At 54.5% G+C, this 23,521-nt stretch carries 24 protein-coding genes and 1 tRNA gene; 13 read left to right on the plus strand and 12 right to left on the minus strand.

Features of this window, described 5'->3' with window-relative positions:
- Window positions 1-39: 39 nt before the first annotated feature.
- Window positions 40-1,044 (plus strand): GlxA family transcriptional regulator, encoded by a 1,005-nt coding sequence (locus AC2FI7_RS10330; protein ID WP_010441273.1) that lies wholly within the window; start codon window positions 40-42, stop codon window positions 1,042-1,044.
- An 8-nt stretch (window positions 1,045-1,052) separates the two neighbouring features.
- On the opposite strand, the gene AC2FI7_RS10335 is transcribed toward AC2FI7_RS10330, so the two are convergent.
- From AC2FI7_RS10335 to AC2FI7_RS10365, 7 genes are all read right to left on the minus strand, one after another.
- Window positions 1,053-1,613, minus strand: a complete 561-nt coding sequence (locus AC2FI7_RS10335; RefSeq protein ID WP_010441274.1) for a sarcosine oxidase subunit gamma — start codon at window positions 1,611-1,613, stop codon at window positions 1,053-1,055.
- Window positions 1,606-4,551 (minus strand): sarcosine oxidase subunit alpha family protein, encoded by a 2,946-nt coding sequence (locus AC2FI7_RS10340; protein ID WP_010441275.1) that lies wholly within the window; start codon window positions 4,549-4,551, stop codon window positions 1,606-1,608. The genes AC2FI7_RS10335 and AC2FI7_RS10340 overlap by 8 nt, the downstream gene beginning before the upstream one ends.
- Window positions 4,548-4,835: a sarcosine oxidase subunit delta gene (locus AC2FI7_RS10345; RefSeq protein WP_010441276.1), complete on the minus strand. Its 288-nt coding sequence runs from the start codon at window positions 4,833-4,835 to the stop codon at window positions 4,548-4,550. Before AC2FI7_RS10345 ends, AC2FI7_RS10340 begins: the two co-directional genes overlap by 4 nt.
- A gap of 11 nt (window positions 4,836-4,846) precedes the next feature.
- A complete protein-coding gene (locus AC2FI7_RS10350) occupies window positions 4,847-6,097 on the minus strand; it encodes a sarcosine oxidase subunit beta family protein (RefSeq protein ID WP_010441277.1) in 1,251 nt (416 codons plus the stop codon).
- 207 nt (window positions 6,098-6,304) lie between these two features.
- Entirely contained in the window at window positions 6,305-7,111 is an 807-nt protein-coding gene (locus tag AC2FI7_RS10355; protein WP_010441279.1) for an iron chelate uptake ABC transporter family permease subunit, read from the minus strand.
- Window positions 7,111-7,851 (minus strand): metal ABC transporter ATP-binding protein, encoded by a 741-nt coding sequence (locus tag AC2FI7_RS10360; protein ID WP_010441281.1) that lies wholly within the window; start codon window positions 7,849-7,851, stop codon window positions 7,111-7,113. Before AC2FI7_RS10360 ends, AC2FI7_RS10355 begins: the two co-directional genes overlap by 1 nt.
- Window positions 7,852-7,853: 2 nt before the next feature.
- On the minus strand, window positions 7,854-8,366 hold the full coding sequence (locus tag AC2FI7_RS10365) for a Fur family transcriptional regulator (RefSeq protein ID WP_029621918.1): 513 nt from the start codon (window positions 8,364-8,366) through the stop codon (window positions 7,854-7,856).
- A gap of 56 nt (window positions 8,367-8,422) precedes the next feature.
- On the opposite strand from AC2FI7_RS10365, the gene AC2FI7_RS10370 reads away from it, so the two are divergent.
- Entirely contained in the window at window positions 8,423-9,478 is a 1,056-nt protein-coding gene (locus AC2FI7_RS10370; protein ID WP_496816126.1) for a zinc ABC transporter substrate-binding protein, read from the plus strand.
- A gap of 134 nt (window positions 9,479-9,612) precedes the next feature.
- Here AC2FI7_RS10370 and AC2FI7_RS10375 read toward each other — a convergent pair whose 3' ends face one another.
- The 4 genes from AC2FI7_RS10375 to AC2FI7_RS10390 form a co-directional block, all read right to left on the minus strand.
- Complete coding sequence (locus AC2FI7_RS10375) at window positions 9,613-10,740, minus strand: amidohydrolase (RefSeq protein ID WP_037321331.1); 1,128 nt, start codon at window positions 10,738-10,740, stop codon at window positions 9,613-9,615.
- A 90-nt stretch (window positions 10,741-10,830) separates the two neighbouring features.
- A complete protein-coding gene (locus tag AC2FI7_RS10380) occupies window positions 10,831-11,112 on the minus strand; it encodes a hypothetical protein (protein WP_139056603.1) in 282 nt (93 codons plus the stop codon).
- 114 nt (window positions 11,113-11,226) lie between these two features.
- Window positions 11,227-11,303, minus strand: a tRNA-Pro gene (locus AC2FI7_RS10385).
- A gap of 127 nt (window positions 11,304-11,430) precedes the next feature.
- On the minus strand, window positions 11,431-12,546 hold the full coding sequence (locus tag AC2FI7_RS10390) for a THUMP domain-containing class I SAM-dependent RNA methyltransferase (protein ID WP_010441331.1): 1,116 nt from the start codon (window positions 12,544-12,546) through the stop codon (window positions 11,431-11,433).
- Between the two features lie 299 nt (window positions 12,547-12,845).
- Here AC2FI7_RS10390 and AC2FI7_RS10395 point away from each other — a divergent pair, with 299 nt between their 5' ends.
- The 7 genes from AC2FI7_RS10395 to AC2FI7_RS10425 all read left to right on the plus strand — a co-directional run bounded on the left by AC2FI7_RS10395 (window position 12,846) and on the right by AC2FI7_RS10425 (window position 19,612).
- Window positions 12,846-14,189, plus strand: a complete 1,344-nt coding sequence (locus tag AC2FI7_RS10395; protein ID WP_010441332.1) for a Na(+)-translocating NADH-quinone reductase subunit A — start codon at window positions 12,846-12,848, stop codon at window positions 14,187-14,189.
- A 5-nt stretch (window positions 14,190-14,194) separates the two neighbouring features.
- Window positions 14,195-15,403, plus strand: coding sequence for an NADH:ubiquinone reductase (Na(+)-transporting) subunit B (locus AC2FI7_RS10400; RefSeq protein WP_010441334.1), 1,209 nt, complete (start codon window positions 14,195-14,197; stop codon window positions 15,401-15,403).
- Window positions 15,396-16,211, plus strand: coding sequence for a Na(+)-translocating NADH-quinone reductase subunit C (locus AC2FI7_RS10405; protein WP_010441336.1), 816 nt, complete (start codon window positions 15,396-15,398; stop codon window positions 16,209-16,211). The genes AC2FI7_RS10400 and AC2FI7_RS10405 overlap by 8 nt, the downstream gene beginning before the upstream one ends.
- Window positions 16,211-16,864 carry an NADH:ubiquinone reductase (Na(+)-transporting) subunit D gene (locus tag AC2FI7_RS10410; RefSeq protein WP_010441338.1) on the plus strand — a complete coding sequence of 218 codons (654 nt, stop codon included), beginning with the start codon at window positions 16,211-16,213 and terminating at the stop codon, window positions 16,862-16,864. Before AC2FI7_RS10405 ends, AC2FI7_RS10410 begins: the two co-directional genes overlap by 1 nt.
- A complete protein-coding gene (nqrE, locus tag AC2FI7_RS10415; protein WP_010441340.1) occupies window positions 16,864-17,472 on the plus strand; it encodes an NADH:ubiquinone reductase (Na(+)-transporting) subunit E in 609 nt (202 codons plus the stop codon). Before AC2FI7_RS10410 ends, nqrE begins: the two co-directional genes overlap by 1 nt.
- A 10-nt stretch (window positions 17,473-17,482) precedes the next feature.
- On the plus strand, window positions 17,483-18,706 hold the full coding sequence (gene nqrF / locus AC2FI7_RS10420; RefSeq protein WP_010441342.1) for an NADH:ubiquinone reductase (Na(+)-transporting) subunit F: 1,224 nt from the start codon (window positions 17,483-17,485) through the stop codon (window positions 18,704-18,706).
- Window positions 18,707-18,808: 102 nt separating this feature from the next.
- Window positions 18,809-19,612, plus strand: a complete 804-nt coding sequence (locus tag AC2FI7_RS10425) for a metallophosphoesterase family protein (RefSeq protein WP_029621920.1) — start codon at window positions 18,809-18,811, stop codon at window positions 19,610-19,612.
- A gap of 3 nt (window positions 19,613-19,615) precedes the next feature.
- Here the strand turns inward: AC2FI7_RS10425 and AC2FI7_RS10430 are convergent, their stop codons facing one another.
- The gene (locus AC2FI7_RS10430; RefSeq protein WP_010441346.1) at window positions 19,616-20,140 is read right to left on the minus strand and encodes a CBS domain-containing protein; all 525 of its coding nucleotides are present in this window, start codon (window positions 20,138-20,140) and stop codon (window positions 19,616-19,618) included.
- A gap of 121 nt (window positions 20,141-20,261) precedes the next feature.
- Between AC2FI7_RS10430 and AC2FI7_RS10435 the strand changes: the two genes are divergently transcribed.
- The 4 genes from AC2FI7_RS10435 (at window position 20,262) to AC2FI7_RS10450 (ending at window position 23,472) form a co-directional block, all read left to right on the plus strand.
- Window positions 20,262-20,447 carry a hypothetical protein gene (locus AC2FI7_RS10435; protein ID WP_010441349.1) on the plus strand — a complete coding sequence of 62 codons (186 nt, stop codon included), beginning with the start codon at window positions 20,262-20,264 and terminating at the stop codon, window positions 20,445-20,447.
- 67 nt (window positions 20,448-20,514) lie between these two features.
- Entirely contained in the window at window positions 20,515-21,540 is a 1,026-nt protein-coding gene (locus AC2FI7_RS10440; RefSeq protein WP_010441350.1) for an FAD:protein FMN transferase, read from the plus strand.
- 15 nt (window positions 21,541-21,555) lie between these two features.
- Complete coding sequence (gene nqrM / locus AC2FI7_RS10445) at window positions 21,556-21,786, plus strand: (Na+)-NQR maturation NqrM (RefSeq protein WP_010441352.1); 231 nt, start codon at window positions 21,556-21,558, stop codon at window positions 21,784-21,786.
- Between the two features lie 15 nt (window positions 21,787-21,801).
- Window positions 21,802-23,472 (plus strand): sulfatase-like hydrolase/transferase, encoded by a 1,671-nt coding sequence (locus tag AC2FI7_RS10450; RefSeq protein ID WP_029621924.1) that lies wholly within the window; start codon window positions 21,802-21,804, stop codon window positions 23,470-23,472.
- Window positions 23,473-23,521 lie beyond the last annotated feature (49 nt).

The following is a 23,521-nucleotide window of genomic DNA, read 5'->3' on the forward strand; positions in this document are numbered from 1 at the left end:
GCTAACACATCAACAATATTTCCTGATAGTGAAAGTATCATGCTGGCTGAAAAAACAATCGAGTTGGGCATTTTGCTGTTTGATGGGTTTCCGATGGCGTGTTTGACCTCGGTGATTGAACCCTTGCGGGCAGCAAATGAGATAGTGGGACAGGAGGCTTTTTGCTGGCATCTGGTTTCTGAGGCAGGGCAGAAAGTCAGGTCCAGCGCCAATGTTGGGTTCGAGGCCGACAGGCCTCTATCTGATTGTCAATCCATCGATATCCTCTTCATGCTCAGCAGTCCCGTCGCCGGGTTCCGGGACCCAAAGCAGGGCAATGGTGCATTGCGCGCGCTCGCGCGACATGGAACCGTTATTGGGGGTATCAGTGGTGGCGTTTTCCCTTTGGTCCGCTCAGGGGTAATGACTGGGTTTCCGGTTTCCGTACATTGGTGCTATGAGGCTGCTTTTGAGGCCGAGTTTCCAGATATCGAGGCTCGTCGCGAGGTGATTGTATCTGGTGCCAATCGTTATACCGCGGCAGGGGCAGCCGCAGCCTTTGATCTGGCCCTGCATCTGATCCAAGATCGATTGGGTAGTGAGGTCGCGCATGAAGTGGCTTGCTGGTTCCAGCACCCGATGATGCGTGGAACGAGTGTAAAACAACAGGTTCCGAATGTCCGTCAATCGGATTCCGGTGACAGATTGCCGCCGCTTGTTACCAAATCGATCGAGTTGTTCGCGGGCAGCGTCGGTCAGCCGATTTCGATCACCGAGGTCGCGCGTCAGACGGGTGTCACTCCGCGTCAGATCGAACGCGCATTCAAGCAGGCCACCGGACAAAGCCCCAGCCATTATTTTCGCGCGATGCGTATGAAGGCGGCGCGGCAGATGGTGGTTTATACAAAAGACCCGATCTCTGAGATTGCGGCAGCAGTCGGATATAGTTCTGTCGCACCGTTGGTGACACATTATCGCGCAGCCTTCGGCTTGAGCCCAAGCGAGGACCGCCGTCGGATCAACCGCTTTCGAGTTGAGGATAATGCTCCGCTGCCCTCAAGCTGAACTGCGTGTCACAATGCGGATTTCATTGCGGTGACAATCGCATGTTGCAGAGATTGGGCTGAAGATCGCGGAGCGTATATACTGAAAAAATCGGTTGACCGGCGCAGGAGGAAGCATACGAGGTGATGAATTGAGGTTCGTGCTGCGCCGCCTGTCGCCAAATTTCTGCAGTCCAGATTGCACAATAGTTCCAGCACCGACTGAACATCGGGACCTTCTAGATCAAACCGGGCCCAGGCATCCGTCTGTTCGGACACCGAAGCAGCATCTTTGGTGCCATCTTTCACCAATTCCGCAAGACCCTCATGACTTTCAAAGGGAGCCTCGACAATCCATTGTTCGGGTCCAGCCCAAAAGGCTATGAGGGTTTGTCCTGAAAACTGACCGATACCAGGTGCCTTCTGCCCGATCAAAGCGGCCAACGCCGAATGAGTTTCGCCTTCACGCCCCAGGCGCGCCGCGACCGAAGCCAGCGCAACATCGGGGACTTCACTGCAGGTTACGCTGCCAATAGTGCAGGTTTCCGGGTCCGCTCCACCAAGTGCGGTTAACGCGATAAGATCATGCACGGAGCCGTTCTCCCTCAGGGTCGACAAAATGGGACGAAACAATCTCGACCTCGACGGTCAGATCGGTTAGCGGCGACACAAGGCGCATCTTCTCGCGATGACGGTCACTTCCGTTCTTCAGAAAGCCCAGACCGATATAACAGTTCAGAGAAGGCGAGAAGGCGGCTGAGGTGACATAGCCCTGATCATTCGCTGCATCGACCGGACCGGATGCATCCATGAGATGCGCGCCAGCGGTGATCTTATCCGCGCTGTTCACGGGTTTGACGCCGACCATGTTCAACGCATCAGCCTCGTTCAGCCCTTCACGCTCTGACAGAACTGAGCCAATGCTATCTTTCTTCTTTGATACCATCCGACCCATGCCAAGGTTCAGTGCGGTGGTGGTCCCGTTTAGTTCGTTGCCCGCCGCATGACCTTTTTCGATCCGCATAACGCCCAATGCTTCCGTACCATAGGGCACCACGTTGAATTCTTCGCCTTCGACCATCAATCGTCGCATGAGGGCATCGCCATAGCGGGATGGGACCGCGATCTCGAATGCCAATTCACCCGAGAATGATATCCGGAACAGACGAGCACGTAATCCACCGCAAACGGTAATGTTGCCGCAGGCCATAAAGGGGAAACCGTCATTCGAGATATCGAATTCCGGATCCACTATTTTCTGCAGCAACTTACGTGAATTCGGGCCAGCAACAGCGTATTGTGCCCAGGCTTCGGTGGTCGAGATCAATTGCACGTCCATGTCCGGGAATAGGCATTGCCGGACAAACTCCATGTGCTGGTAAACTTTTACCGCATTGGCCGTCGTTGTTGTAACCACAAAATGATCTTCGGCCAGCCGTCCTGCGGTGCCATCATCCATTGCAATGCCATCTTCACGCAGCATAAGCCCATAGCGGGTTTTGCCGACGGCTAGCTTGGCAAAACCGTTGCAATAGATACGGTTCAGGAAATCCGCTGCATCGGTGCCCTGTACATCAATCTTGCCCAGCGTGGTGCAATCGCACACCCCGACCGAGGCACGAGTCTGGCGCACTTCGCGGTCAACGGATTGCCGCCAATGCGTTTCTCCCGGTAACGGGAACCATTGAGCGCGCAACCAGTTGCCGACTTCAACAAACACTGCACCGCGCTCTTTGGCCCAGTGGTGTGATGGTGTCAGACGGGTGGGGTGAAATTCCTTCCCCCTCATACGGCCCGCAAAGGTTGCTATTGGCACTGGCGTATAGGGTGGGCGGTAGATAGTGGTGCCGACTTGCGGAATGGATTTCCCGGCGATTTCGGCCATAATTGCCAAGCCGCCCATGTTCGAAGTCTTACCCTGATCGGTTGCCATGCCCAGCGTGGTGTAACGTTTGAGATGCTCGACCGACTGGAAGCCTTCCTGATGGCTGAGCTTTACGTCTTTGACAGTTACGTCGTTCTGTTGATCCAGCCATGCCCGCGAGCAGCCTTGGACATACCAGAATGGCGTCTGAGTGACCGGAGCATCTTCGGCCGTTGGTATCGCGATGGCATCGCTTTTCAAGTCAAGTGCGTGGGTGGCGGCTTCGGCACCGGATTTCAAGGCACCATGGGTGGACATGATGCCATTTGCGGCTCCGGCGACTGTCAGGCCCGGAGGCAACGTATCGCCGGGGACAAAGGCAGACAGGGTCTCATTCCAGACCGGGCGACCGCGTTGGTGGCAGGTCAGGTGCACATTCGGGTTCCAACCGCCTGAGATACCAAGCGCACCAACATCCAATGTGCGGTTTGAGCCGTCGGCCAATTTGACCTCGGCGAAAGTTAAGCCAAGACGCCCTTTGGTATCGATCACCTCAGCGCCGCGCAGCACCTCATAGTCACCGTTCAGTGGGGCCTCGGGCCGAATGTCAACAACGGCCGCGATTTTCACCCCTTTGGCGTGCAGATCGGCTGCGGTGCGGTGGCCATCGTCATTGTTGGTGAAAATAGCCACGCGTTGCGCGGGGGTGGCGGCGAAACGGTTAGCATAACTGCGCAGCGCTCCGGCTAGCATGATGCCTGGCCGATCATTGTTCTCAAAGGCAATCGGGCGCTCGGTTGCGCCCGCGCACAAGAGGGCGCGCCCAGAATAGATGCGCCATAGGATTTGACGGGGTTTGCCCTCGGATGGAGCGGACAGATGATCTCCTTTCCGTTCGACTGCCCCGTAAATTCCATGATCAAAAGCACCGATAACGGTTGTGCGCGGCATCAGGCGGACATTCGGCATCGCGGACAACTCAGCCACCGTCTGTGTAATCCAGTTTGCAGCGATGTCGTCGTTCAGCGAGTAAGTTTCGCTATTCAAACGACCACCGAGGACAAAATCCTCATCCGCCAGTATCACGTCGGACCCCGCACGACCGGCGGTCAGCGCTGCCATCAATCCTGCCGGACCCGCGCCGATAATTAGAAGGTCGCAGTGCCTAAATCCCTTGTCATATTCATCAGGGTCTTCCTGCATCGACATGGTGCCCAGCCCTGCAGCCCGGCGGATAACAGGTTCATAGAGCTTCTCCCAGAATGCGGCGGGCCACATGAAGGTTTTGTAGTAGAAGCCTGCGGTCAAAAAATTTGAAAACCGATCATTGATCGCCATCGCGTCAAACCTGAGGCTTGGCCATCGGTTCTGAGAATGCGCTTCGAGCCCGTCAAACATCTCGATCGTCGTGGCCCGTGTGTTGGGTTCTTTTCGATTGCCCGTACGCAGTTCAACCAAGGCGTTGGGCTCTTCAGACCCGGCGCTCAAAATACCACGGGGGCGGTGGTATTTGAATGATCGCCCAATCAGGCGCACGCCGTTGGCTAGAAGGGCGGATGCCAGAGTGTCTCCCGGATGCGCCGTGAAGTTGCGGTTGTCAAATTTGAAATTCAGAGTACTGGTGCGGTCGATTTGGCCGCCGTTGAGCCGGTTGACTTGGGTCATTTGGAACGTCCTCGCATCCGGGCTACATCACACGCCAACTCCACTTTCGAAATCTCATGCGTAACCGTATTGCGTGTCACGACGAGCCAGGATCGATCCCCCCCTTCGTGAAACCACAGCTCACGGTTTTCGCCCGCTGGATTGTCGCGCAGATAGGCGTAGTCATAGAATGTTTCAGCTGCGTTTTCGGCCTGCCAGTCGGGACGGTCTATCAAGGACGCGTCACCCAGATACACGAACTCTGAACTGTCACGGGGACCCAGCAATGGATGTTGGATGATCATTCTTGGCTTCCTCAGTGCAGATTGGGCTGATTGCCCATACCTTTTTCGTCAATCATTCGACCGGTGCGAAAGCGGTCAAAGCGATAGGCGGTCGCGGTTGGGTGCGGCTCGTCCTTTGCCAGCAGATGCGCGAAACAATGGCCCGATGCAGGAGTGGCCTTGAAGCCGCCATAGCACCAGCCGCCATTGAAATAGAGTCCGTCGATATGTGTGCGGTCGATAATGGGTGACCCGTCCATGGACATATCCATGATTCCGCCCCACATGCGCAGCAGCCGCGCGCGGCCGATCATTGGCATCAGCGCCATGCCGCCTTCGCAGACATCTTCAACTACTGGCAGGTTTCCGCGCTGAGCGTAGGAGTTGTAGCCGTCGATATCGCCTCCAAATACCAAGCCGCCTTTATCGGATTGGCTGACATAGAAATGTCCCGCACCAAAAGTGATGACGCCCGGCAGAAGCGGCTTCAAACCCTCGGAGACAAACGCTTGCAGCACGTGGCTTTCAATCGGCAGTCGCATACCCGCCATTCCCATCAGACGCCCCGAATTCCCAGCAACGGCACAGCCAACCTTACCGGCCCCAATGAATCCTCTCGAAGTTTCAACGCCCACGCATCTGCCGTTTTCGATGTGGAATCCGGTGACTTCGCAATTCTGAATGATATCGACGCCGTGGCTATCCGCCGAGCGCGCATAGCCCCATGCTACGGCATCGTGACGAACGGTGCCGCCGCGTCGCTGAGCCAGACCGCCTTTGATCGGGAAACGCGCGTTGTCAAAATTGAGGAACGGATACTCCTTGCGTACCTGTTCGGCATCCAGCAGTTCGGCATCCGCGCCGTTTAGGATCATGGCATTGCCGCGTCGCGTGAAGGCGTCGCGCTGTGCGTCCGAGTGGATCAGGTTGATAATCCCGCGCTGACTGACCATTGCATTGTAATTCAGGTCCTGTTCAAGACCTTCCCACAGTTTCAATGAGAATTCGTAGAAAGGTTCATTACCATCCAGCAGATAATTTGAACGTATGATGGTCGTATTGCGCCCGACATTGCCGCCGCCAATCCAGCCTTTCTCAATCACAGCAACATTGCGAAAGCCGTACACTTTGGCAAGGTAATGGGCCGTCGCCAGACCGTGACCGCCGCCGCCGATGATGACAATGTCATATTTCTGTTTGGGTTCGGGATCACGCCACGCCGGTTTCCATCCTTTGTGACCGCGAAGCGCTTCTTTGATGACGGTGAAACCGGAATATCGCATGAATCAGACCTTTTTCCAAAGAATCGCTTTATTTTGGTGAATTGGATACTCTCAAATCCGACATCTATAACCCTGAATCAGACCTGAATGGCGGGCTGTGACTAAGCTCTCAGTACCGTAGGGCAATTCTACCGAATGCGGGTGTCGGGTACATCATGTCCATCATGACTAAAGGAATGAAACGCCTGCGCAGATTTTGCGTCGAACCTAATTGAGCTTGGATCGGTCGCGTGTTTGCAATCCGACGACACTGAGGCAGGCAAATAAAATTGCGGCCACGCAGACGATGGACGGCCCGGCAGGTGTATCGAACATATAGGCCGCCCTTAGACCAGTGACCGCCGAGAATGCGCCAATAGCGGCGGCGATCAATGCCATCGATTCCGGTGATCGCGCCAAACTTCGAGACGCTGCAGCAGGTATGATCAGCATTGCTGCGATCAAAAGAACACCCACCACCTTGATTGCCACTGCCACTGTTATGGCAAGCGCCAATGTCAGGATTAACTGCTCGCGTCTGGGGTTGAAGCCGCTGGCATATGCCAGTTCTTCATTTAACGTGGCCGTCAGTAGGTGAGACCAGCGCCACGCGATCAGCGCTACGACAAGGACGGCGCCGCCCCAGATTACAAGCAAATCAGTACGCGATACGGCAAGGATATCGCCGAAGAGGTAGGCCATAAGGTCAATTCGTACGCCGGACAGAAAGGAAACGGCGACGAGGCCAAATGCGAGGGCGGAATGCGCCATAACACCTAGCAGAGTATCCATCGCATACCCGCGCCCGGACAACAGTGTTACGGTAAGGGCCATCGCAAGCGCGACGGCCAACGCCCCGGTAAAGACTGACAACTGAAATGTCAGGGAAAGCGCGATCCCCAAGATTGCGGCATGCGCTGTGGCATCTCCGAAATACGCCATCCGACGCCACACGACAAAGCAGCCCAGCGGGGCTGCGGCGAAAGCCACGCCAACGCCTGCCAGCGTTGCGCGTGTCATAAAATCATCAAGCATTATTCTGCCGCTTCTTGAGAGGTTTCACAGTGATCGTGATCGTGATCATGATCATGCCGATATAAGGCCAACGCACCGCCTGTTCCTGTCCCGAACAGAGCGCGGTACTCCGGGGCCGAGGCCACCACAGCGGGGGAGCCTTCGCAACACACGTGCCCGTTCAGGCAGACCACGCGATCTGAGGCGCTCATGACCACGTGCAATTCGTGGCTGATCATCAGAATGGCGCATCCCGTTTCGCGCCTGACTTCTTCGATCTGGTGATAAAACGCAGCCGATCCCGGTTGGTCGAGTCCCTGCGTTGCCTCGTCCAATAGCAATACATCTGGTTGGTTTATCAGGGCCCGAGCCAACAGCACGCGCTGAAATTGCCCACCTGACAATTGCGACATCTGTCGTTTCAGCAGATCCGGCACCCCGGCAGTTTCGAGCGCTTTCTCGCATTTTACTTTGGAAACGCGATCGGTCAGCCGCATGAACCTCTCGACCGAGATTGGCAGTGTCGGATCGATGTGCAGTTTTTGAGGCACATATCCAATTTTCAATCCTGGTTTCAATGAAACCTGTCCTACGGCTGGTTTTGTTGCACCAATGATGGCCCTCAACAGGCTGGTCTTGCCTGATCCGTTGGGACCGACGATGGTTACTATCTCTCCGGCCTCTACAACCATATCTACATGTCGCAAAACTGTATTCGCGCCGTAACGCACGCTGAGATTCTCAACAGAGATCAAGGTCATTTCTACGCCTTTTCAGTGCAGCTGGGGCAAAGCCCTTCGGCTTCTACAACCGTTCGCTCTATTTCAAAACCCGTTGCACGTGCAGCTGCGCCAAGTATCCCTTTGGCTGGTGCAGACTGCGCTTCGGCCACAGCGTCACATTTTCGGCAGATCATGAACGCCGGCGAATGGTCTGCTCCGGGATGAGAACACGCGACAAATGCGTTCAAACGTTCGATCTTGTGAACAAATCCATTTTTGACAAGAAAATCAAGCGCACGGTAAGCCACTGGTGGCTGCGAACCAAACCCTTCCTCGCGCAGCGCATCAAGAATAGCATAGGCCCCCAAGGCACGATGCTCCTGGAGCAACATTTCAAGTACTTTTCGCCGCACAGGCGTTAGCCGTAACCCTTCTTGTTTGCACCGAGCTTCAGCTGTGGTCAGCGCAGTCTCAACGCAATTTTTGTGATCGTGTTTATGAAACCCAACAAGTGCGTCGTCGCAAACAGGATTGGGAGTGGCTTCACTTGTCATGTTATTCCATATCATGTATGTCGCTCGCAATGTTATACAATCACACTGAGGGTCTGATGTCCAGAAAGCTGCTCTTACAATCGATCACCGCTGCGTTAATGGGTGGAACAGCCATGGCGGATGCCCCAAAGGTGGCCGTCGACATTGCACCCGTCCACTCGTTGGTAGCCAGTGTTATGGAAGGTGTTGGAACACCTGATCTGGTCATCCCAGCGGGCGCATCGCCGCACGAATACAACCTGCGTCCCTCGGAAGCCTCTGCGCTGCAAGAGGCTGATCTGGTGTTCTGGATTGGCGAGGATCTGACACCCTGGTTGGAAGGTGCTGTCGAGACACTCAGCGACGGTGCCACGGTCACAACGCTTCTGGAATCGGATGGAACGGTTCTGCTTGATTTCCGTGAGAACGCATTATTCGAAGCACATGACCATGGGGATCACGATGACCATGGTCATGATGATGATCATGCGGAAGACGAAAAGCATGATGAGCACGATCATGAAGAAGAGCACGCACATGATGATCATGGCCACGACGATCACGATGATCACGATAGCGAAGATCACAATGATCATGCGGATCATGACGATCACGGGCACGGCGAGCATGATCCTCATGCCTGGCTTTCACCGGCGAATGCAGAAATCTGGCTGAATGTCATTGCGGCCCAGCTTTCTGCCGCTGATCCTGACAACGCTGGTGCATATTTTGCAAATGCGGCTGCAGCGCGCGAAGAAATGGCAGCATTGTCAGATGAGGTAGCTGAAACACTGAAGCCAGTTCAAGGCGGTCGTTTTATCGTATTCCATGACGCCTATCAGTATTTCGAGGACGCTTTTAATTTCCGTGCTTCTGGCGCAATTTCTCTTGGCGATGCAACCGATCCCAGCCCGGCGCGTATCTCGGACATTCAGGGGCGTATCCGGAAAGAAGGTATTGAGTGCGTTTTGACTGAGCCGCAATTCAACCCAGGAATTGTTGCAACTGTTTTAGACGGTACAGAAGCAAAGACTGCCGTAATTGACCCGCTGGGCTCTGACCTTGATCCCGGGGTTGAGCTTTATCCGCAAGTCATTCGCAATTTGGCAAACTCACTGGCTGAATGCCTGTGATCCAATTGAACAGCCCAACCGTTACCAATAGACGGTCGGGCTGAACATCCGCAAGCGTAACCAAATACGTTAATTGTCAGGATGTCGAACAGCACAAGCCAAGGGTGGCGGCTTGTTAAAAAGACGCCATCAAATTAGGTGCTCTGATGGGCGAGATTGACCCAGAACGCGACACCGTGATCCAGTGCATCGTCGTTAAAGTCATAAGACGCGTTGTGCAGGGGCATCGCAGCCGGACCGTCTAGTCCGTTACCCATCAGGATGAACGCGCCGGGGCGGTGTGTCAGAAACTCGGCAAAATCTTCAGAGAAACCTACTTGACCAAATTCCGCATCTACCGAACCTACCTCGCGCGCAGCACTGACGATGGTTGCAGTGGCTTCAGGGTTGTTCTTGAGCGGTCTGAAAGATGTTGAGTATTTTAGCGTCGCCGCGGCACCTTGCGCGGCACACACGCCCTCCACAATAGCACGCATTCTGGTCTCGATAGTGGCAGACACCTCGCTGGAAAAGCCACGGCAATCCCCCCGCAACACCACGTTGCTTGGCAGAATATTACGTGCTCCATCTGTGAGGAATTCAGTGACAGAAACGACCGCATGTTTGCTTGCCGGTAACGACCGAGATACGATCGATTGTAGCTGCAGCACAATCGCCGAGCCCGTCACGATAGGATCAATTCCTTTGTCCGGCATCGAAGCATGACCGCCTTGGCCAGCAATCTGAATCTCAAAATTGTCCTCGAACGCACAAAACGCTCCCGACTGCGTTGCAAAATGACCAAGCGGCATACCAGGCATATTATGCAGTCCAAAAATCGCGGACATGGGAAATCTGTCGAAAAGTCCATCCGCAATCATCGCGGCGGCTCCATTTCCGTTCTCTTCGTCGGGCTGGAATATGAAATGTATGGTTCGCTTTAGCGTCGGGTCATCCGCAAGCTTTAGGGCCGCACCCAATAGCATTGTGCTGTGCCCATCATGACCACATCCATGGAACTTGCCTGGGGTGTCTGAACGATGGGCAAATGTATTGGCCTCGTCTATTGGCAGCGCGTCCATGTCGGCGCGAAATCCAAACGCGGTTCCCTCTGGGCCTCGGCGCAGCGTTGCAACAAGGCCGGACTTACCTATACCACGCGTGACCTCCAGGCCAGCTTGTTCCAATTGCTCGCCTATCAGGCGGGGCGTTCTGACAAGGTCAAAGCCGATCTCTGGGTGCGTGTGCAAGTCACGACGAAAGCGGGTGAGGTCAAGCATCATGAAGGCCTTTCTTGGATAGATTTCACAGCGGTTGAACATTGTTTTGGCCAATCACGCTGTAGGTCCCGCAATTGCAGATGGCGGGATTGCTTATCCCATGTATCGCACCGACACAACCTCCGCTGTAGACGGCGCATCGCTGATCGCAATCCAGTCGCCCAGGCTGTTCTCTGGTGCAGCACTTTTTGCACTCCAAAATTTTTTGAATGCGAAGTCCGTTGAACCGAATACGTCGACTGCATCGCGGGTGACATATATACAGCCCGTCCATAAATCGGTGATTTCGGAAATTCCAACCGGAGAAACCAGTGGTTGTCTGGAGGGTTTCTGACACTTCGATTTGCCGTTTTGAATCTTGCGGCGGGGATACATCCAATCACCAAAAGGGCAGTGGATTTACACTAGTTCATCGCTGAAAGTGTGTGAGGGCTCACAGAATCCAGCAAATTGACCATAAGCTGAAACGGCAGAATGCCCTTAATATATTGGTCGGAGTGAGAGGATTCGAACCTCCGACCCCTGCCTCCCGAAGACAGTGCTCTACCAGGCTGAGCTACACTCCGACCGTGGCGGGTGATCTATACCTCGCGATTTGGATGTGCAAGAGGATTTCTGAGATCGGTATAGGGTAAACCACGGGGGCAGAATGGCGACCGTCGCAACAAGTCCAAGTGGGAATTGGACCGCATCTCACTTCAATGGCTCAGTGCGAAACAGCCGAATTTTGGTTCCGCCATGATCGACGACCGGACCGGGCGGGAGCAAAGGCAGGCGCGTAGCGCGAGCAAGTCCAGGTGTCGTGGTGACGATGCCCACACGCCAGCCGTGAAAACGGTTGGCGAGTACCTTGCCAAGGCTGCCATATAGTGATCGCAAGCGCTTTTCGTCACCGATGCGGGCCCCGTAAGGGGGGTTCACGATGATCAGCCCCGTCGGCCCGGTGGGAGGTTTGATGTCACTGACCGAACGGTGCTGAAACTGGGTTATCTGATCCACATTGGCCTGCATTGCATTCGAACGCGACGCTTCAATTGCGCCCTCATTCCGATCGGAACCAAAGAATTTCAACTCGGTTTCGTGCGTTTGAGTCCGCTTGCGCAACTCGTGCCAAGCATCGTGGTCAAAGCTGGCAAAGTTCTCGAAAGCGAACTTACGTGATCTTCCCGGCATCAGACCAAGCGCTATCTCAGCAGCCTCAATAACAAACGTGCCCGAGCCGCACATCGGGTCCAAGACCGGCTCAGATCCATCATAACCACATTCGCGCAGGAACATGGCCGCCATGGTCTCACGCATCGGAGCCTTGGCAATGGCGGGTTTGTGGCCGCGTTTGTGTAATGGCTCACCGGAACTGTCCAGCGACAGAGTGCAAATATCTTTTTCGATCCGAAGGAGCACACGAACAGTGGCATCAGATGAGACCGGCGCGCCAAGTGTCTCAGAAATGGCGCGTTCAATACGTTGGCGGGCCGCCCTGTCATGATAGATGCGTGATTTACGGCAGGTTGCCTCGACCCTTACCGGAATATCGGGTCTCAGGAACTTGGCCCAAGGGAACTTGCGTGCCCGCTTGTCCAACTGCGCCAAATGGACTGCGGGAAAACTGCCCAGCCGTACCAGAACTTTGTTGGCACCCCTTAGCTCAAGATTGGCACGCCAGACTTCACGCCAGCCCCCACGGCAAACAACACCACCCGCGAGTTTTTGCGGACTACCAAATCCCCCCTCGATCGCTTCCGCATACAGAGGCGCTTCGAGGCCGGGCGTGGCGACCAAAAATATCTCGAGATCATCTTCGTCTTTCATTCAGGCTGCTTACACCGGATGAACATTAGGTGCGACATACAAATTGAGGGCAAAAATCCACTCAATGTGAAACTGAATCATAAGAATGTGAATTTCCGGTTCGAAATAGAGCGGTAACAGGTTTGCGTTTGCGTGCATCCCCGCGTAAAGGAGCTTTGATCGGAATTACGCTTGCGGATTCTGGTCGGTTTGTAGTGCTTTTGCGACCGGACTGATCGGAAAAATCGTGATATTTGTTGCCATCATTGTAAGGTGGCAAGCAGCAGGCGCAGGACAGAGGCTTGGAAGAACGTAGCGACATGCAAACTTTCAAACTAAAAAAAGGGTTGGATTTGCCGATTGAAGGCGCGCCCGAGCAAAACATCCAACCGGGGCCTGAGTTTTCCAGTGTTGGCGTTCTGGGGGGGGACTATCTAGGTCTAAAACCCCGCATGTTGGTTCAGGAAGGGGATGATGTTCAGCGCGGTACGCCGCTGTTTTGTCACAAGGATGCGCCAGAGGCGATGATGGTCGCACCGTTGAGTGGGAAAGTTGTTGCCGTTAACCGTGGTGCGCGGCGTGTTCTTCAAAGCGTCGTGATCGAAATATCCGACGTCAATGATACCGGGGTTGATTTCTCGGGCGTTGGTGATGCGGTCTCAGGCGCTGGTATCACCGCCAAGCTGTGTGCGGCCGGGCTGTGGACTTCTTTCCGCACGCGACCCTATTCGAAGATGCCCGAACCGGGGACAACACCAGCAGCGATTTTTGTCACCGCGATGGACAGCGATCCACTGGCTGCAGATGCTGCCGTGGTAATCGCCGATGCATCAGAGGCCTTTACGGTAGGTTTGGTCGCAATCTCACATCTGACTGAAGGAAAAACCTATCTTTGCTACAAAGATGGAGAAGCCATCCCAGGTGCTGATCTTCCTAAGGTTGAGGCAGCGGCTTTCTCGGGCCCGCATCCGTCCGGGCTGGCCGGGACACATATTCACTTTCTAGAGCCTTTAGCCGCTGACAAGCAGGTATGGACAATTGGCTATCAAGACGTGATTGCCATCGGACGCCTAATGCAATCCGGCCACCTTGATCCGAATGTTGTGATCGCACTGGCCGGACCGGGTGCGCGGCAACCACGTTTGATCCGTACGGTCATGGGCGCCTCAACTGACGATCTGATCCGTGATGAGGTCAATGTCGATGGAGCCGCTCGGATCATATCGGGTTCGATCCTGTCTGGACGCCATGCTGAAGGCCCGACTGCGTATCTCGGTCGTTTTGCACGTCAGATCACCATCATCCGCGAAGATCCCGACCAGATCACTATGGGTTGGATTCTCCCCATGCCGTCGAAATTTGCCGTTCAGCCGGTCCTGGGGTCTGCTTTTGCCAAAAAGCTTTATGCGTTTACCAGCAATCTGAATGGTGGACGACGCGCAATGGTTCCGACCGGCACGTTTGAAGAGCTGATGCCACAGGATTACCTGCCGACACAGCTGCTGCGCGCTCTGTTGGTGATGGATACCGATACCGCCCAAGCGCTTGGTGCGTTAGAGCTGGACGAAGAAGATCTGGGCCTTGTGGGCTTTGCCTGCCCGGCGAAATATGAATACGGGCTGGCGCTGCGCGACTGCCTTAGCAAGATTGAAAAGGAGGGCTGAGCCGAATGGGTTTGCGCAGCTTCTTTGATCGGATCGAGCCGAACTTTACCAAAGGCGGTAAGTACGAGAAGTATTTTCCCATCTACGAGATGGTAGAAAGCTTCATCTACACTCCGAAAACCGTAACCTCCGTCGCCCCTCACGCGCGGTCCTATGTGGATATGAAGCGGATCATGACCTATGTCGTGATCGCCACGATCCCCTGCATTCTATGGGGGATGTGGAACACCGGTTATCAGGCGAACTCGGCAATTGCCGCGCTTGGACCTGATGCGGCCACAGGCTGGCGGATCGCCCTTTTGCAGATGTTCGGCATCTCGCTGGACCCGTCCAGTATCTTTGCCAATGTAGCGCACGGGCTGCTCTACTTCCTGCCAATCTATATTGTGACGTTGGTTGCTGGCGGTATCTTCGAGGTGATCTTCGCGACAGTGCGGGGCCATGAGGTAAACGAGGGTTTTCTTGTTACTTCTATGCTTTACACGCTTATCATGCCGGCAACGACACCACTGTGGCAGGTGGCTCTGGGCATCATATTCGGTGTTGTGATCGGCAAAGAGGTTTTTGGCGGGACCGGCAAGAACTTCCTCAACCCCGCGCTTGTGGGCCGTGCGTTCCTATACTTCGCGTATCCGGCTCAGATGTCTGGCGACTCGGTTTGGACACCTGTTGACGGGTTTTCCGGCGCCACTGCCCTAGCTGTTTCTGCAGCCGAGGGGGTTCAGGCTCTGGCCGCCGAAGGCATCACTTGGTCCAGCGCATTCTACGGCACCATCCAAGGAAGTTTCGGTGAGACATCGACACTGGCCTGTATGATCGGCTTGGGCTTCCTGCTTCTGACCAAGATCGCGAACTACCGATTGATCTTAGGATGTCTGGCCGGAACCATCGGCTTTACCCTGCTACTGAACGTGATTGGGTCGGACACCAATCCAATGTTCGCCATGCCCTGGTATTGGCACATCGTACTTGGCGGGTATGCCTTCGGGCTGGCCTTTATGGTCACCGAGCCCGTCTCTGCCAGCCACACCAATGTTGGGCGTTACATCTACGGGGCGCTGATCGGTGTCATGGTTGTGTTGATCCGTGTGGTGAACCCGGCTTTCCCCGAAGGCATGATGCTGGCGATCCTGTTCGGAAACGTCTTTGCACCGCTGATCGACTATTTCGTCGTCCAGGCAAATATCAAACGGAGGGCGCGTCGCCATGTCTGATCCGCAATCCCAAGAACCTAAAGGCGCGATTGCCAAGTTTCTGGCGGCCTCGCCGGATTCTGTTGGCAAGACGATTTTCGTCGCTGTGGCTGTATGCCTAGTTGCGTCGATGGTCGTATCAGCCGCTGCGGTCAGCTTGCGCCCTGTGCAGGAAGCGAACAAGCTGAAGGACAAGCAGGTCAATGTTTTGCAAGTCGCGGGTGTTTATGAACCCGGTATAAATGTAACCGAAGCCTTCGCCGCGTTTGAACCGCATGTACTGGATCTTGCCGCTGGTGACTTCGTGGACGACCAGTTCGATCCTGCCACGTTTGATGATATCGCTGCTGCCAGTGATCCGGAACTAAGCGTTGCATTGGACGATGACCCGGCCGGGATCGGTCGCAAGGCCAAGTATCGCGTCATCTACCTGCTGCGCGATGATGCCGGTGATCTGGAAAAGGTGATCCTTCCGCTGCATGGCTATGGCCTCTGGTCGACGCTCTATGGCTTTATTGCTTTGGAGAATAACGGCAACGATATCTACGGCCTTCAGTTCTATCAGCATGGTGAAACCCCGGGTCTAGGTGCCGAGGTGGATAACCCACGCTGGAAAGCGCTGTGGAACGGTAAAAAACTGCGGGACGATGCGGGTGATCTGCAGATCACAGTCGCCAAATCTCAGCCCGCAGCTGGTGCCGATTTTTATGTCGATGCGTTGGCTGGTGCCACGCTGACCTCTGTCGGTGTTGATAACCTGGTAAAATTCTGGATGGGCGATGCGGGCTACGGCCCGTTCCTGGCCAAACTGCAAGCAGGAGATCTATGATGTCCCAGACCAAGAAAGAGCTGTTGATCGATCCGCTCGTCGACAACAACCCGATCACACTGCAGGTGTTGGGCATCTGCTCCGCACTTGCGGTGACCTCATCGCTACAGGTTGCTTTCGTTATGGCGCTGGCAGTGACCTTCGTGACCGGGTTCGCGTCAATGTTCATCTCCATGTTGCGCAACCAGATTCCGGGGTCGATCCGGATCATCGTGCAAATGGTGATCATCGCTTCACTGGTGATCTTGGTGGATCAGATCCTTAAGGCCTATGCTTTCCAGATATCGAAAACCCTGTCGGTTTTTGTTGGCCTGATCATCACAAACTGTATCGTTATGGGGCGGGCCGAAGCGTTTGCCATGAAGAACCCTCCGATTGCTTCGTTCATCGACGGTGTAGGTAACGGCCTCGGCTATGGTCTGATCCTGATGTTGGTTGGTTTCATCCGCGAACTGTTTGGCTCGGGCAGCCTGTTCGGCGTGACGATCCTGCAAACTGTGAATAATGGCGGCTGGTATGTACCGAATGGTCTGCTGTTGCTGCCGCCTTCGGCCTTCTTCGTGATCGGCCTGCTGATCTGGGCTTTCCGCACCTGGAAGCCGAACCAGGTCGAAGAACGTGAATATAAGATCCAGCAGGTAGAGGCGCACTGATGGAAGGGCTTATTTCTCTGGCCGTAAAGGCGATCTTTGTCGAAAACCTCGCGCTCAGCTTCTTTTTGGGGATGTGTACCTTCATCGCCGTATCCAAGAAGATTTCGACTGCACTGGGTTTGGGTATCTCGGTCATGGTCGTGCAAGCGATCACTGTGCCGACCAATAACCTGTTGCTCAGTTATCTGCTGAAACCGGGTGCGCTGGCCTGGGCGGGTTTCCCGGATGTGGACCTGACTTTCCTTGGTCTGATCTCGTATATCGGCGTGATTGCCGCGATGGTGCAAATCCTTGAGATGGTTCTCGATAAGTACTTCCCGCCACTCTACAACGCGCTGGGTATCTTCTTGCCCCTGATTACAGTGAACTGCGCCATCCTAGGCGGCTCGCTGTTCATGGTTGAACGCGACTATAACTTTGCCGAGGCCGCGACTTATGGCCTGTCTTCGGGCTTTGGCTGGGCGCTGGCAATTACCGCAATGGCAGGTGTTCGGGAAAAGCTGAAATATTCGGACATTCCAGATGGCCTGCAGGGGCTGGGCATCACCTTCATCACCGCAGGTCTGATGGCAATGGCCTTCATGTCCTTCTCGGGCGTGAAACTGTAAGGAGGGCGCAATGGAAACTTTTAGCCTTGGCGTAATCCTTTTTACCCTGATCGTTCTGGCGCTGGTGGCCATCATTATGGCGGCCCGATCCAAGCTGGTGTCGACCGGTGATGTCAACATCACCATCAATGGCGAGAAAACTATCTCGGTTCCCGCAGGAGGCAAACTGCTGCAAACGCTTGCGGCGGAGAAGCTGTTTGTCCCATCGGCCTGCGGCGGTGGCGGGACGTGCGCGCAATGTCGTGTTAAAGTGCATTCGGGCGGAGGATCTATCCTGCCCACCGAGGAAAGCCATATCACCAAGCGTGAGGCGGCTTGCGGTGATCGCCTATCTTGTCAGGTTGCCGTCAAGCAGGACATGGATATCGAAGTTCCTGAAGAAGTCTTTGGCGTCAAAAAATGGGAATGCACCGTTCGTTCGAACGAGAATGTAGCAACCTTCATCAAGGCCCTGACACTGGACCTGCCTGAAGGCGAAGATGTGAACTTCCGCGCCGGTGGTTACATCCAGATCGAAGCGCCCGCGCACCAGTTGGCTTATACGGATTTCGACGTCGAAGAGGAGTACCGCGAGGATTGGGATCGCTTCAACCTGTGGCAGTACAAATCCGTCGTCGCCGAACCGATCGAACGCGCCTATTCCATGGCCAACTACCCGGATGAAAAAGGCATGATCATGCTGAACGTCCGCGTGGCGTCGCCCCCTCCGGGGTCCGAAGGTATCCCGCCGGGTCAGATGTCGTCGTATATCTTCAACCTGAAACCGGGCGACAAAGTCACAATCTCGGGTCCATTTGGTGAGTTCTTTGCTCGCGAGACCGAGAAAGAGATGGTCTTCATCGGTGGTGGTGCTGGTATGGCCCCGATGCGCAGTCATATCTTTGACCAGCTCAAACGTCTTGAGAACCGCAACCGCAAGATCAGTTTCTGGTATGGCGCGCGTTCGAAGAAAGAAATGTTCTTTGTCGAGGATTTCGACACTCTGGCCAAAGAGTTCGACAATTTCGAATGGCACGTCGCTCTGTCGGATGCCCAACCCGAGGACGATTGGAAAGGCTACACCGGCTTTATCCATAACGTTCTGTTCGAAGAATACCTCAAGAACCACCCCGCACCTGAAGATTGCGAATACTACATGTGTGGTCCGCCGATCATGAACCAGTCGGTCATCAACATGCTGCTGGATCTGGGCGTGGATCGCGAAGACATTATGCTCGACGATTTCGGCGGATAGACAGTATTGATCGGTTCCATCCTTTGGAACCGATTTTTTTCTCAGAGTTGATCAGTCAAAAGGCACTCCGGTGCCCTATTTTCGACTGATGCTGCGCCGTTTTTGTCTCAGAAGGTAACAGGCGATATGCTAACCGGATGGATCAAAAGGCTTTTTGCGTCCCAAGCGCTACCTGATCAGGTAATAGGCACATCCTCACTGGCACCGACAGAGAAGTTCTATGCCATCGGCGACCTTCATGGCAGGCTGGACCTCCTGCAGATGCTTTTGCCTGCATTGGACGATGATTGTCCCACAGTGTTTGTTGGCGACTACGTTGATCGAGGTGAGCACAGCGCACAGGTGTTGCGTCAGTTGCATCACCTCGACACACGTTCGAAAAAGAAAGCGATCTGCCTTAAGGGCAATCATGAGGACATGTTGCTTGGGTTTCTACATGATCCAAGAAAATGGGAGCGTGTTTGGCTGCACAATGGTGGTGCCCAGACCTTGGCCTCATTTGACCTGACAGATATTGAACTCTCTGATCCAGATGCCGTCGCTGAAGCGCTTCGGGGTGCGATGGGGCAATCCCTTGTGGATTGGCTGTTTGATCGTCCGCTGACCTGGACAAGTGGCAATGTGACCGTTGTTCACGCTGCGCTTGACCCGTCGCAGCTGGTCGACGGACAGCAAGACAGCACCTGCCTCTGGGGACACCCGCAATTTCGTAAGAAACGTCGAAAAGACGGGCAGTGGGTAGTGCATGGGCATACGATCGTCGACGAGCCCATGATTGAGAATGACGTCATTTCTATCGACACCGGTGCATTCGTCACCGACCGACTGACTGCCGCGGAAATCTCACCCGGTTCTGTCCGATTTATCTCGGCGAGTCACACCGGAATCGACTGGGAATTGGCTTAAGAGTTAGCCGACAATCATCTGTTTCATTCTAAGCGCTTCATATTCCAGTTCCTTCAATCGGAAATGGACTACGTCCCCGATAGTAATAACGCCGCGCAAATTGCCGTCACTTAAAACAGGCATGTGCCGGAAGCGACCCTCGGTCATAGTTTTCAGCACATCGTTCAGATAGTCGTCTGGGCTACAGGTTTTGACCTCAGTCGTCATCAGGTCGGCCACAGATTGAGGCAATGTCTGACCGGGTGTTTCCGCCATTCGGCGAACAATATCACGTTCAGATAGGATCCCTTGCAACGAACCATTCTGATCCGTGACCACAACCGCACCAATGCGCTTTTCCCGTAAGATATCTACAACTGAATGGATCGTATCGTTGGGTCGTACAGAAAAAACAGCATCCCCTTTGCCTTCCAGCAGTTTTGAAACCGTTGTCTGTGTGTGCGACAGGTTTGTTTCAACTGACTGACTGCGAGTCGCCTTCGCGGCCTTGTCGCCACGGGTCGGGGGCTGGTAAGAGCTTGGGGCCATGGGCGGTCTCCTCTTTCACAGGTAGTGTCCTTATTCTCTACCTTACCGCAGGGATAGGCGCTGTATAGGTGCAAATTCGAAAACCGAAGTACCGGACTACTTTACAAGGAGTTCCAAGTTCTTGAGCGAGCTTTACCTGACCCCGCCGGTTGCTGCGTTGATCTTGTTTGTTGTCGTTGTCTGTGGTCACAATTTCCGCATGGTGTGGAAACAACAACCCTCAGGCTGGCAAAAACGCGCATGGATCTTTGGTGTGCCAGCCACGATTGGGCTTCTTGCCCTTGCGTTTTTGCCGCTCAAGATCTGACGCCGGTTTGACTCTGAACAGGGCCGCTGGCATATGCCGGGCAAGACTACTCGCAGGAGATCGCCCCATGCGCCCGTTGATTGCCTTGGCTTCGTTGTTGTTCGTTTCGGCTTGCCTGTTTGACAAGGAACCTGATGTGGTGCGCCTGTCTGGCGAGACTATGGGTACCACGTTCAACATTACCGCTATCGGCGATGATCTGGACGAAGCTGCACTGGGTCAGGCGGTTCAGGAGACACTGGCACAAGTTAACGCAAAGATGTCAAACTGGGACCCGAATTCCGAGGTTTCGACCTTCTCGGCCTCAGACAGCACAGAACCAATGCCGGTTTCAGATGAGTTTGCGTTCGTGATCGAAGCCGCAAACGAGGTGCATGAGAAGTCTGGTGGTACGTTCGATGTCACCCTTGGTCCGCTGATCGAGTTGTGGGGATTCGGCCCGCGCAAACCCGAAGACCCGGTTCCTGCCGATGCTGAAATTGCAACAGCGTTGGCTCAGGTGGGTCAGGCCCGCCTACTGATATTGGATAGTGCGGCCCGCACACTTGCGAAATCAGACGCAGGAGTGGGGATCAATTTGTCTGCGATTGCCAAAGGCTATGGTATCGATGCGGTTGCTGCACAGCTGCGCGACGCTGGTATCGAGAACTATATGGTCGAGATTGGTGGTGATCTAGTGGCCATGGGTGAGAACGACAAGGGCGAAAGCTGGCGGATTGGTATCGAAAAGCCCGAAGCTGGCACACAAGCCATCCAGCTAATCGTTCCGCTGGATAATCTGGGGATGGCAACTTCGGGTGATTATAAGAACTTCTTTGAACAAGACGGTGTGCGTTACTCGCACATTATCGACCCGGTCACGGGACGGCCGATCACTCATCGCACCACTTCCGTCACGGTTCTGGCGGATGATGCGATGATGGCAGATGCCTGGGCGACAGCGATGCTGGCACTTGGTCAGGAAAAAGGAATGGAAATCGCGGAAAAGAATAAACTTGCCGTGTTTTTTATCTCGCGCGATGTGACAAGCGGGGAAGAAGCCTATATCACCGTACAAAGCAGCGCTTTCAAGGATGCGCTGGGAACCAACTGATCGGTAGGCACCGCTATGAGCACCTTTATTCTGGCATTCGTATTGTTACTGATCATCATGGTCGGGATGTCGTTGGGCGTGATGCTAATGGGTAAGACCATCAAAGGCAGCTGCGGTGGCTTGAATGCAATTTCCGGTGCTGACAAATGTGTGGTTTGTCAAAAGGATATCGACCCCGATAGCCCCCTGCGTGATCAGTTGCAGTGCAAGCGTGCAAAAAAGATGCTGCAACAGATGGAAGGCTAGGATAGTCCTCTTGGCATGAGCAAAGCCAAGAACGTCCTCTTCATCATGTTCGACCAATTGCGCTGGGATTACCTCAGCTGCTACGGACACCCACATCTCCATACGCCAAACATTGATAGGCTCGCTTCGAGGGGCGTGCGGTTTACCCGCGCTTACATTCAGTCCCCCATTTGTGGCAGTTCGCGCATGTCGACCTATACCGGTCGCTATGTGCATTCGCACGGCGCGTCCTGGAATAATATCCCGCTGAAAGTCGGAGAGATCACCTTGGGTGATCACTTGCGAAAGGCGGGGATGGATTGCTGGCTGGTCGGCAAGACCCATATGGCCGCGGATGCCGAAGGCATGGCCCGGCTGGGATTGGAGCCCGACAGTGTGATTGGTGCGCGCGTGGCTGAATGCGGGTTTGACGTGTTCGAGCGTGACGATGGATTGCGGGCCGAGGGACCAGATGGTTTTTACGATCCGGATGGGGCCAAGAAGTATAACGAATACCTGAAGGACAAAGGGTATGAGAGCGACAACCCCTGGCACGACTTTGCCAATTCGGGATTGGATGCGGATGGTAATGTACTGTCCGGGTGGTTTCTGAAAAACTCCTCCGAGGCGGCCAATATTGCCGAGGAAGACAGTGAAACCCCATATCTGACCACCCGTGGGATGGAGTTCATGGGTTCTCATGACGGCCCTTGGTGTTGTCATCTCAGCTATATCAAGCCTCATTGGCCTTATATTGTGCCGGAACCCTATGCATCGATGTATGGTCCCGAGCACGTTCTGCCGGTGGTTCGGTCTGAGTCAGAACGCCAGAATGCGCATCCGGTGCTGAAGGCATTCATGGACACGAAAATTGGCCAAACTTTCTCGCGTCAGGACGTACGCGAGGCCGTTATCCCTGCTTACATGGGCCTAATCAAGCAAGCCGATGACCAGATGGGGCGGCTGTTCGACTGGATGGAGAAAACCGGGCGGATGCAGGATACCATGATCGTGCTAACCTCGGACCACGGGGATTTTCTGGGCGATCACTGGATGGGCGAGAAGACATTTTTCCACGACGCTTCAACCAAAATGCCCCTGATCATTTACGATCCATCGTTCGAGGCTGATTCCACGCGCGGCACCACTTGTGACGCACTGGTCGAGTCCATCGATCTGGCCCCTACATTTCTTGAGATTGCTGGCGGGGAGCCCGCAGGCCACATCCTCGAAGGGCATTCGCTGCTGCCTATTTTGCACGGTCAGGCCGATAGCACGCCACGCGATGTGGCAATCTGCGAATATGACTACTCTGCATCACCAATAGCTCAGAAGCTGAATGTCTCGGTTCGGGATGCGGTCATGTTTATGGTCGCGAACGAGAAGTGGAAGTTGATCCATTGCGAGGGTGGTTATCGCCCGCTCTTGTTCGACCTTGAGAATGATCCAAATGAGCTGACCGATCTGGGTAATAGTGCAGAGCACGCAGACATCATTGCAGAATTGTATGACCACTTGTTTGCTTGGACCCGCCGTCCGTCGCAGCGTACCACCCGGTCCGAAGAGCAACTGCTAAACATGCGCGGATCGAGCGGCGGGACTGGCATCGTGATCGGCATTTATGACGAAAATGATATGCCGCTCGAGCTGACTGTGAAGTATCGCAACCGTAAGGCACGGCCCTTTGGGGACTACACATCAGATTAATTCTGCTCTTGTAGCTTCAAAAGACGGTTCAACCTTGCACGGGCAGGGG

It is taken from the genome of Ruegeria sp. YTSA064 (assembly GCF_059610325.1).

Bases quoted from the DNA above. Each gene is read 5' to 3' on its own strand.
- AC2FI7_RS10360 (WP_010441281.1), bottom strand. From the start codon at position 7,851: ATGACCTTGATCTCTGTTGAGAATCTCAGCGTGCGTTACGGCGCGAAT.
- AC2FI7_RS10380 (WP_139056603.1), bottom strand. From the start codon at position 11,112: ATGTATCCCCGCCGCAAGATTCAAAACGGCAAATCGAAGTGTCAGAAA.
- AC2FI7_RS10355 (WP_010441279.1), bottom strand. From the start codon at position 7,111: ATGCTTGATGATTTTATGACACGCGCAACGCTGGCAGGCGTTGGCGTG.
- AC2FI7_RS10370 (WP_496816126.1), top strand. From the start codon at position 8,423: ATGTCCAGAAAGCTGCTCTTACAATCGATCACCGCTGCGTTAATGGGT.
- AC2FI7_RS10405 (WP_010441336.1), top strand. From the start codon at position 15,396: ATGTCTGATCCGCAATCCCAAGAACCTAAAGGCGCGATTGCCAAGTTT.
- nqrE (WP_010441340.1), top strand. From the start codon at position 16,864: ATGGAAGGGCTTATTTCTCTGGCCGTAAAGGCGATCTTTGTCGAAAAC.
- AC2FI7_RS10375 (WP_037321331.1), bottom strand. From the start codon at position 10,740: ATGATGCTTGACCTCACCCGCTTTCGTCGTGACTTGCACACGCACCCA.
- AC2FI7_RS10390 (WP_010441331.1), bottom strand. From the start codon at position 12,546: ATGAAAGACGAAGATGATCTCGAGATATTTTTGGTCGCCACGCCCGGC.
- AC2FI7_RS10345 (WP_010441276.1), bottom strand. From the start codon at position 4,835: ATGATCATCCAACATCCATTGCTGGGTCCCCGTGACAGTTCAGAGTTC.
- nqrM (WP_010441352.1), top strand. From the start codon at position 21,556: ATGAGCACCTTTATTCTGGCATTCGTATTGTTACTGATCATCATGGTC.
- nqrF (WP_010441342.1), top strand. From the start codon at position 17,483: ATGGAAACTTTTAGCCTTGGCGTAATCCTTTTTACCCTGATCGTTCTG.
- AC2FI7_RS10395 (WP_010441332.1), top strand. From the start codon at position 12,846: ATGCAAACTTTCAAACTAAAAAAAGGGTTGGATTTGCCGATTGAAGGC.
- AC2FI7_RS10400 (WP_010441334.1), top strand. From the start codon at position 14,195: ATGGGTTTGCGCAGCTTCTTTGATCGGATCGAGCCGAACTTTACCAAA.
- AC2FI7_RS10450 (WP_029621924.1), top strand. From the start codon at position 21,802: ATGAGCAAAGCCAAGAACGTCCTCTTCATCATGTTCGACCAATTGCGC.
- AC2FI7_RS10330 (WP_010441273.1), top strand. From the start codon at position 40: ATGCTGGCTGAAAAAACAATCGAGTTGGGCATTTTGCTGTTTGATGGG.
- AC2FI7_RS10440 (WP_010441350.1), top strand. From the start codon at position 20,515: ATGCGCCCGTTGATTGCCTTGGCTTCGTTGTTGTTCGTTTCGGCTTGC.
- AC2FI7_RS10430 (WP_010441346.1), bottom strand. From the start codon at position 20,140: ATGGCCCCAAGCTCTTACCAGCCCCCGACCCGTGGCGACAAGGCCGCG.
- AC2FI7_RS10350 (WP_010441277.1), bottom strand. From the start codon at position 6,097: ATGCGATATTCCGGTTTCACCGTCATCAAAGAAGCGCTTCGCGGTCAC.
- AC2FI7_RS10410 (WP_010441338.1), top strand. From the start codon at position 16,211: ATGTCCCAGACCAAGAAAGAGCTGTTGATCGATCCGCTCGTCGACAAC.
- AC2FI7_RS10365 (WP_029621918.1), bottom strand. From the start codon at position 8,366: ATGACAAGTGAAGCCACTCCCAATCCTGTTTGCGACGACGCACTTGTT.
- AC2FI7_RS10340 (WP_010441275.1), bottom strand. From the start codon at position 4,551: ATGACCCAAGTCAACCGGCTCAACGGCGGCCAAATCGACCGCACCAGT.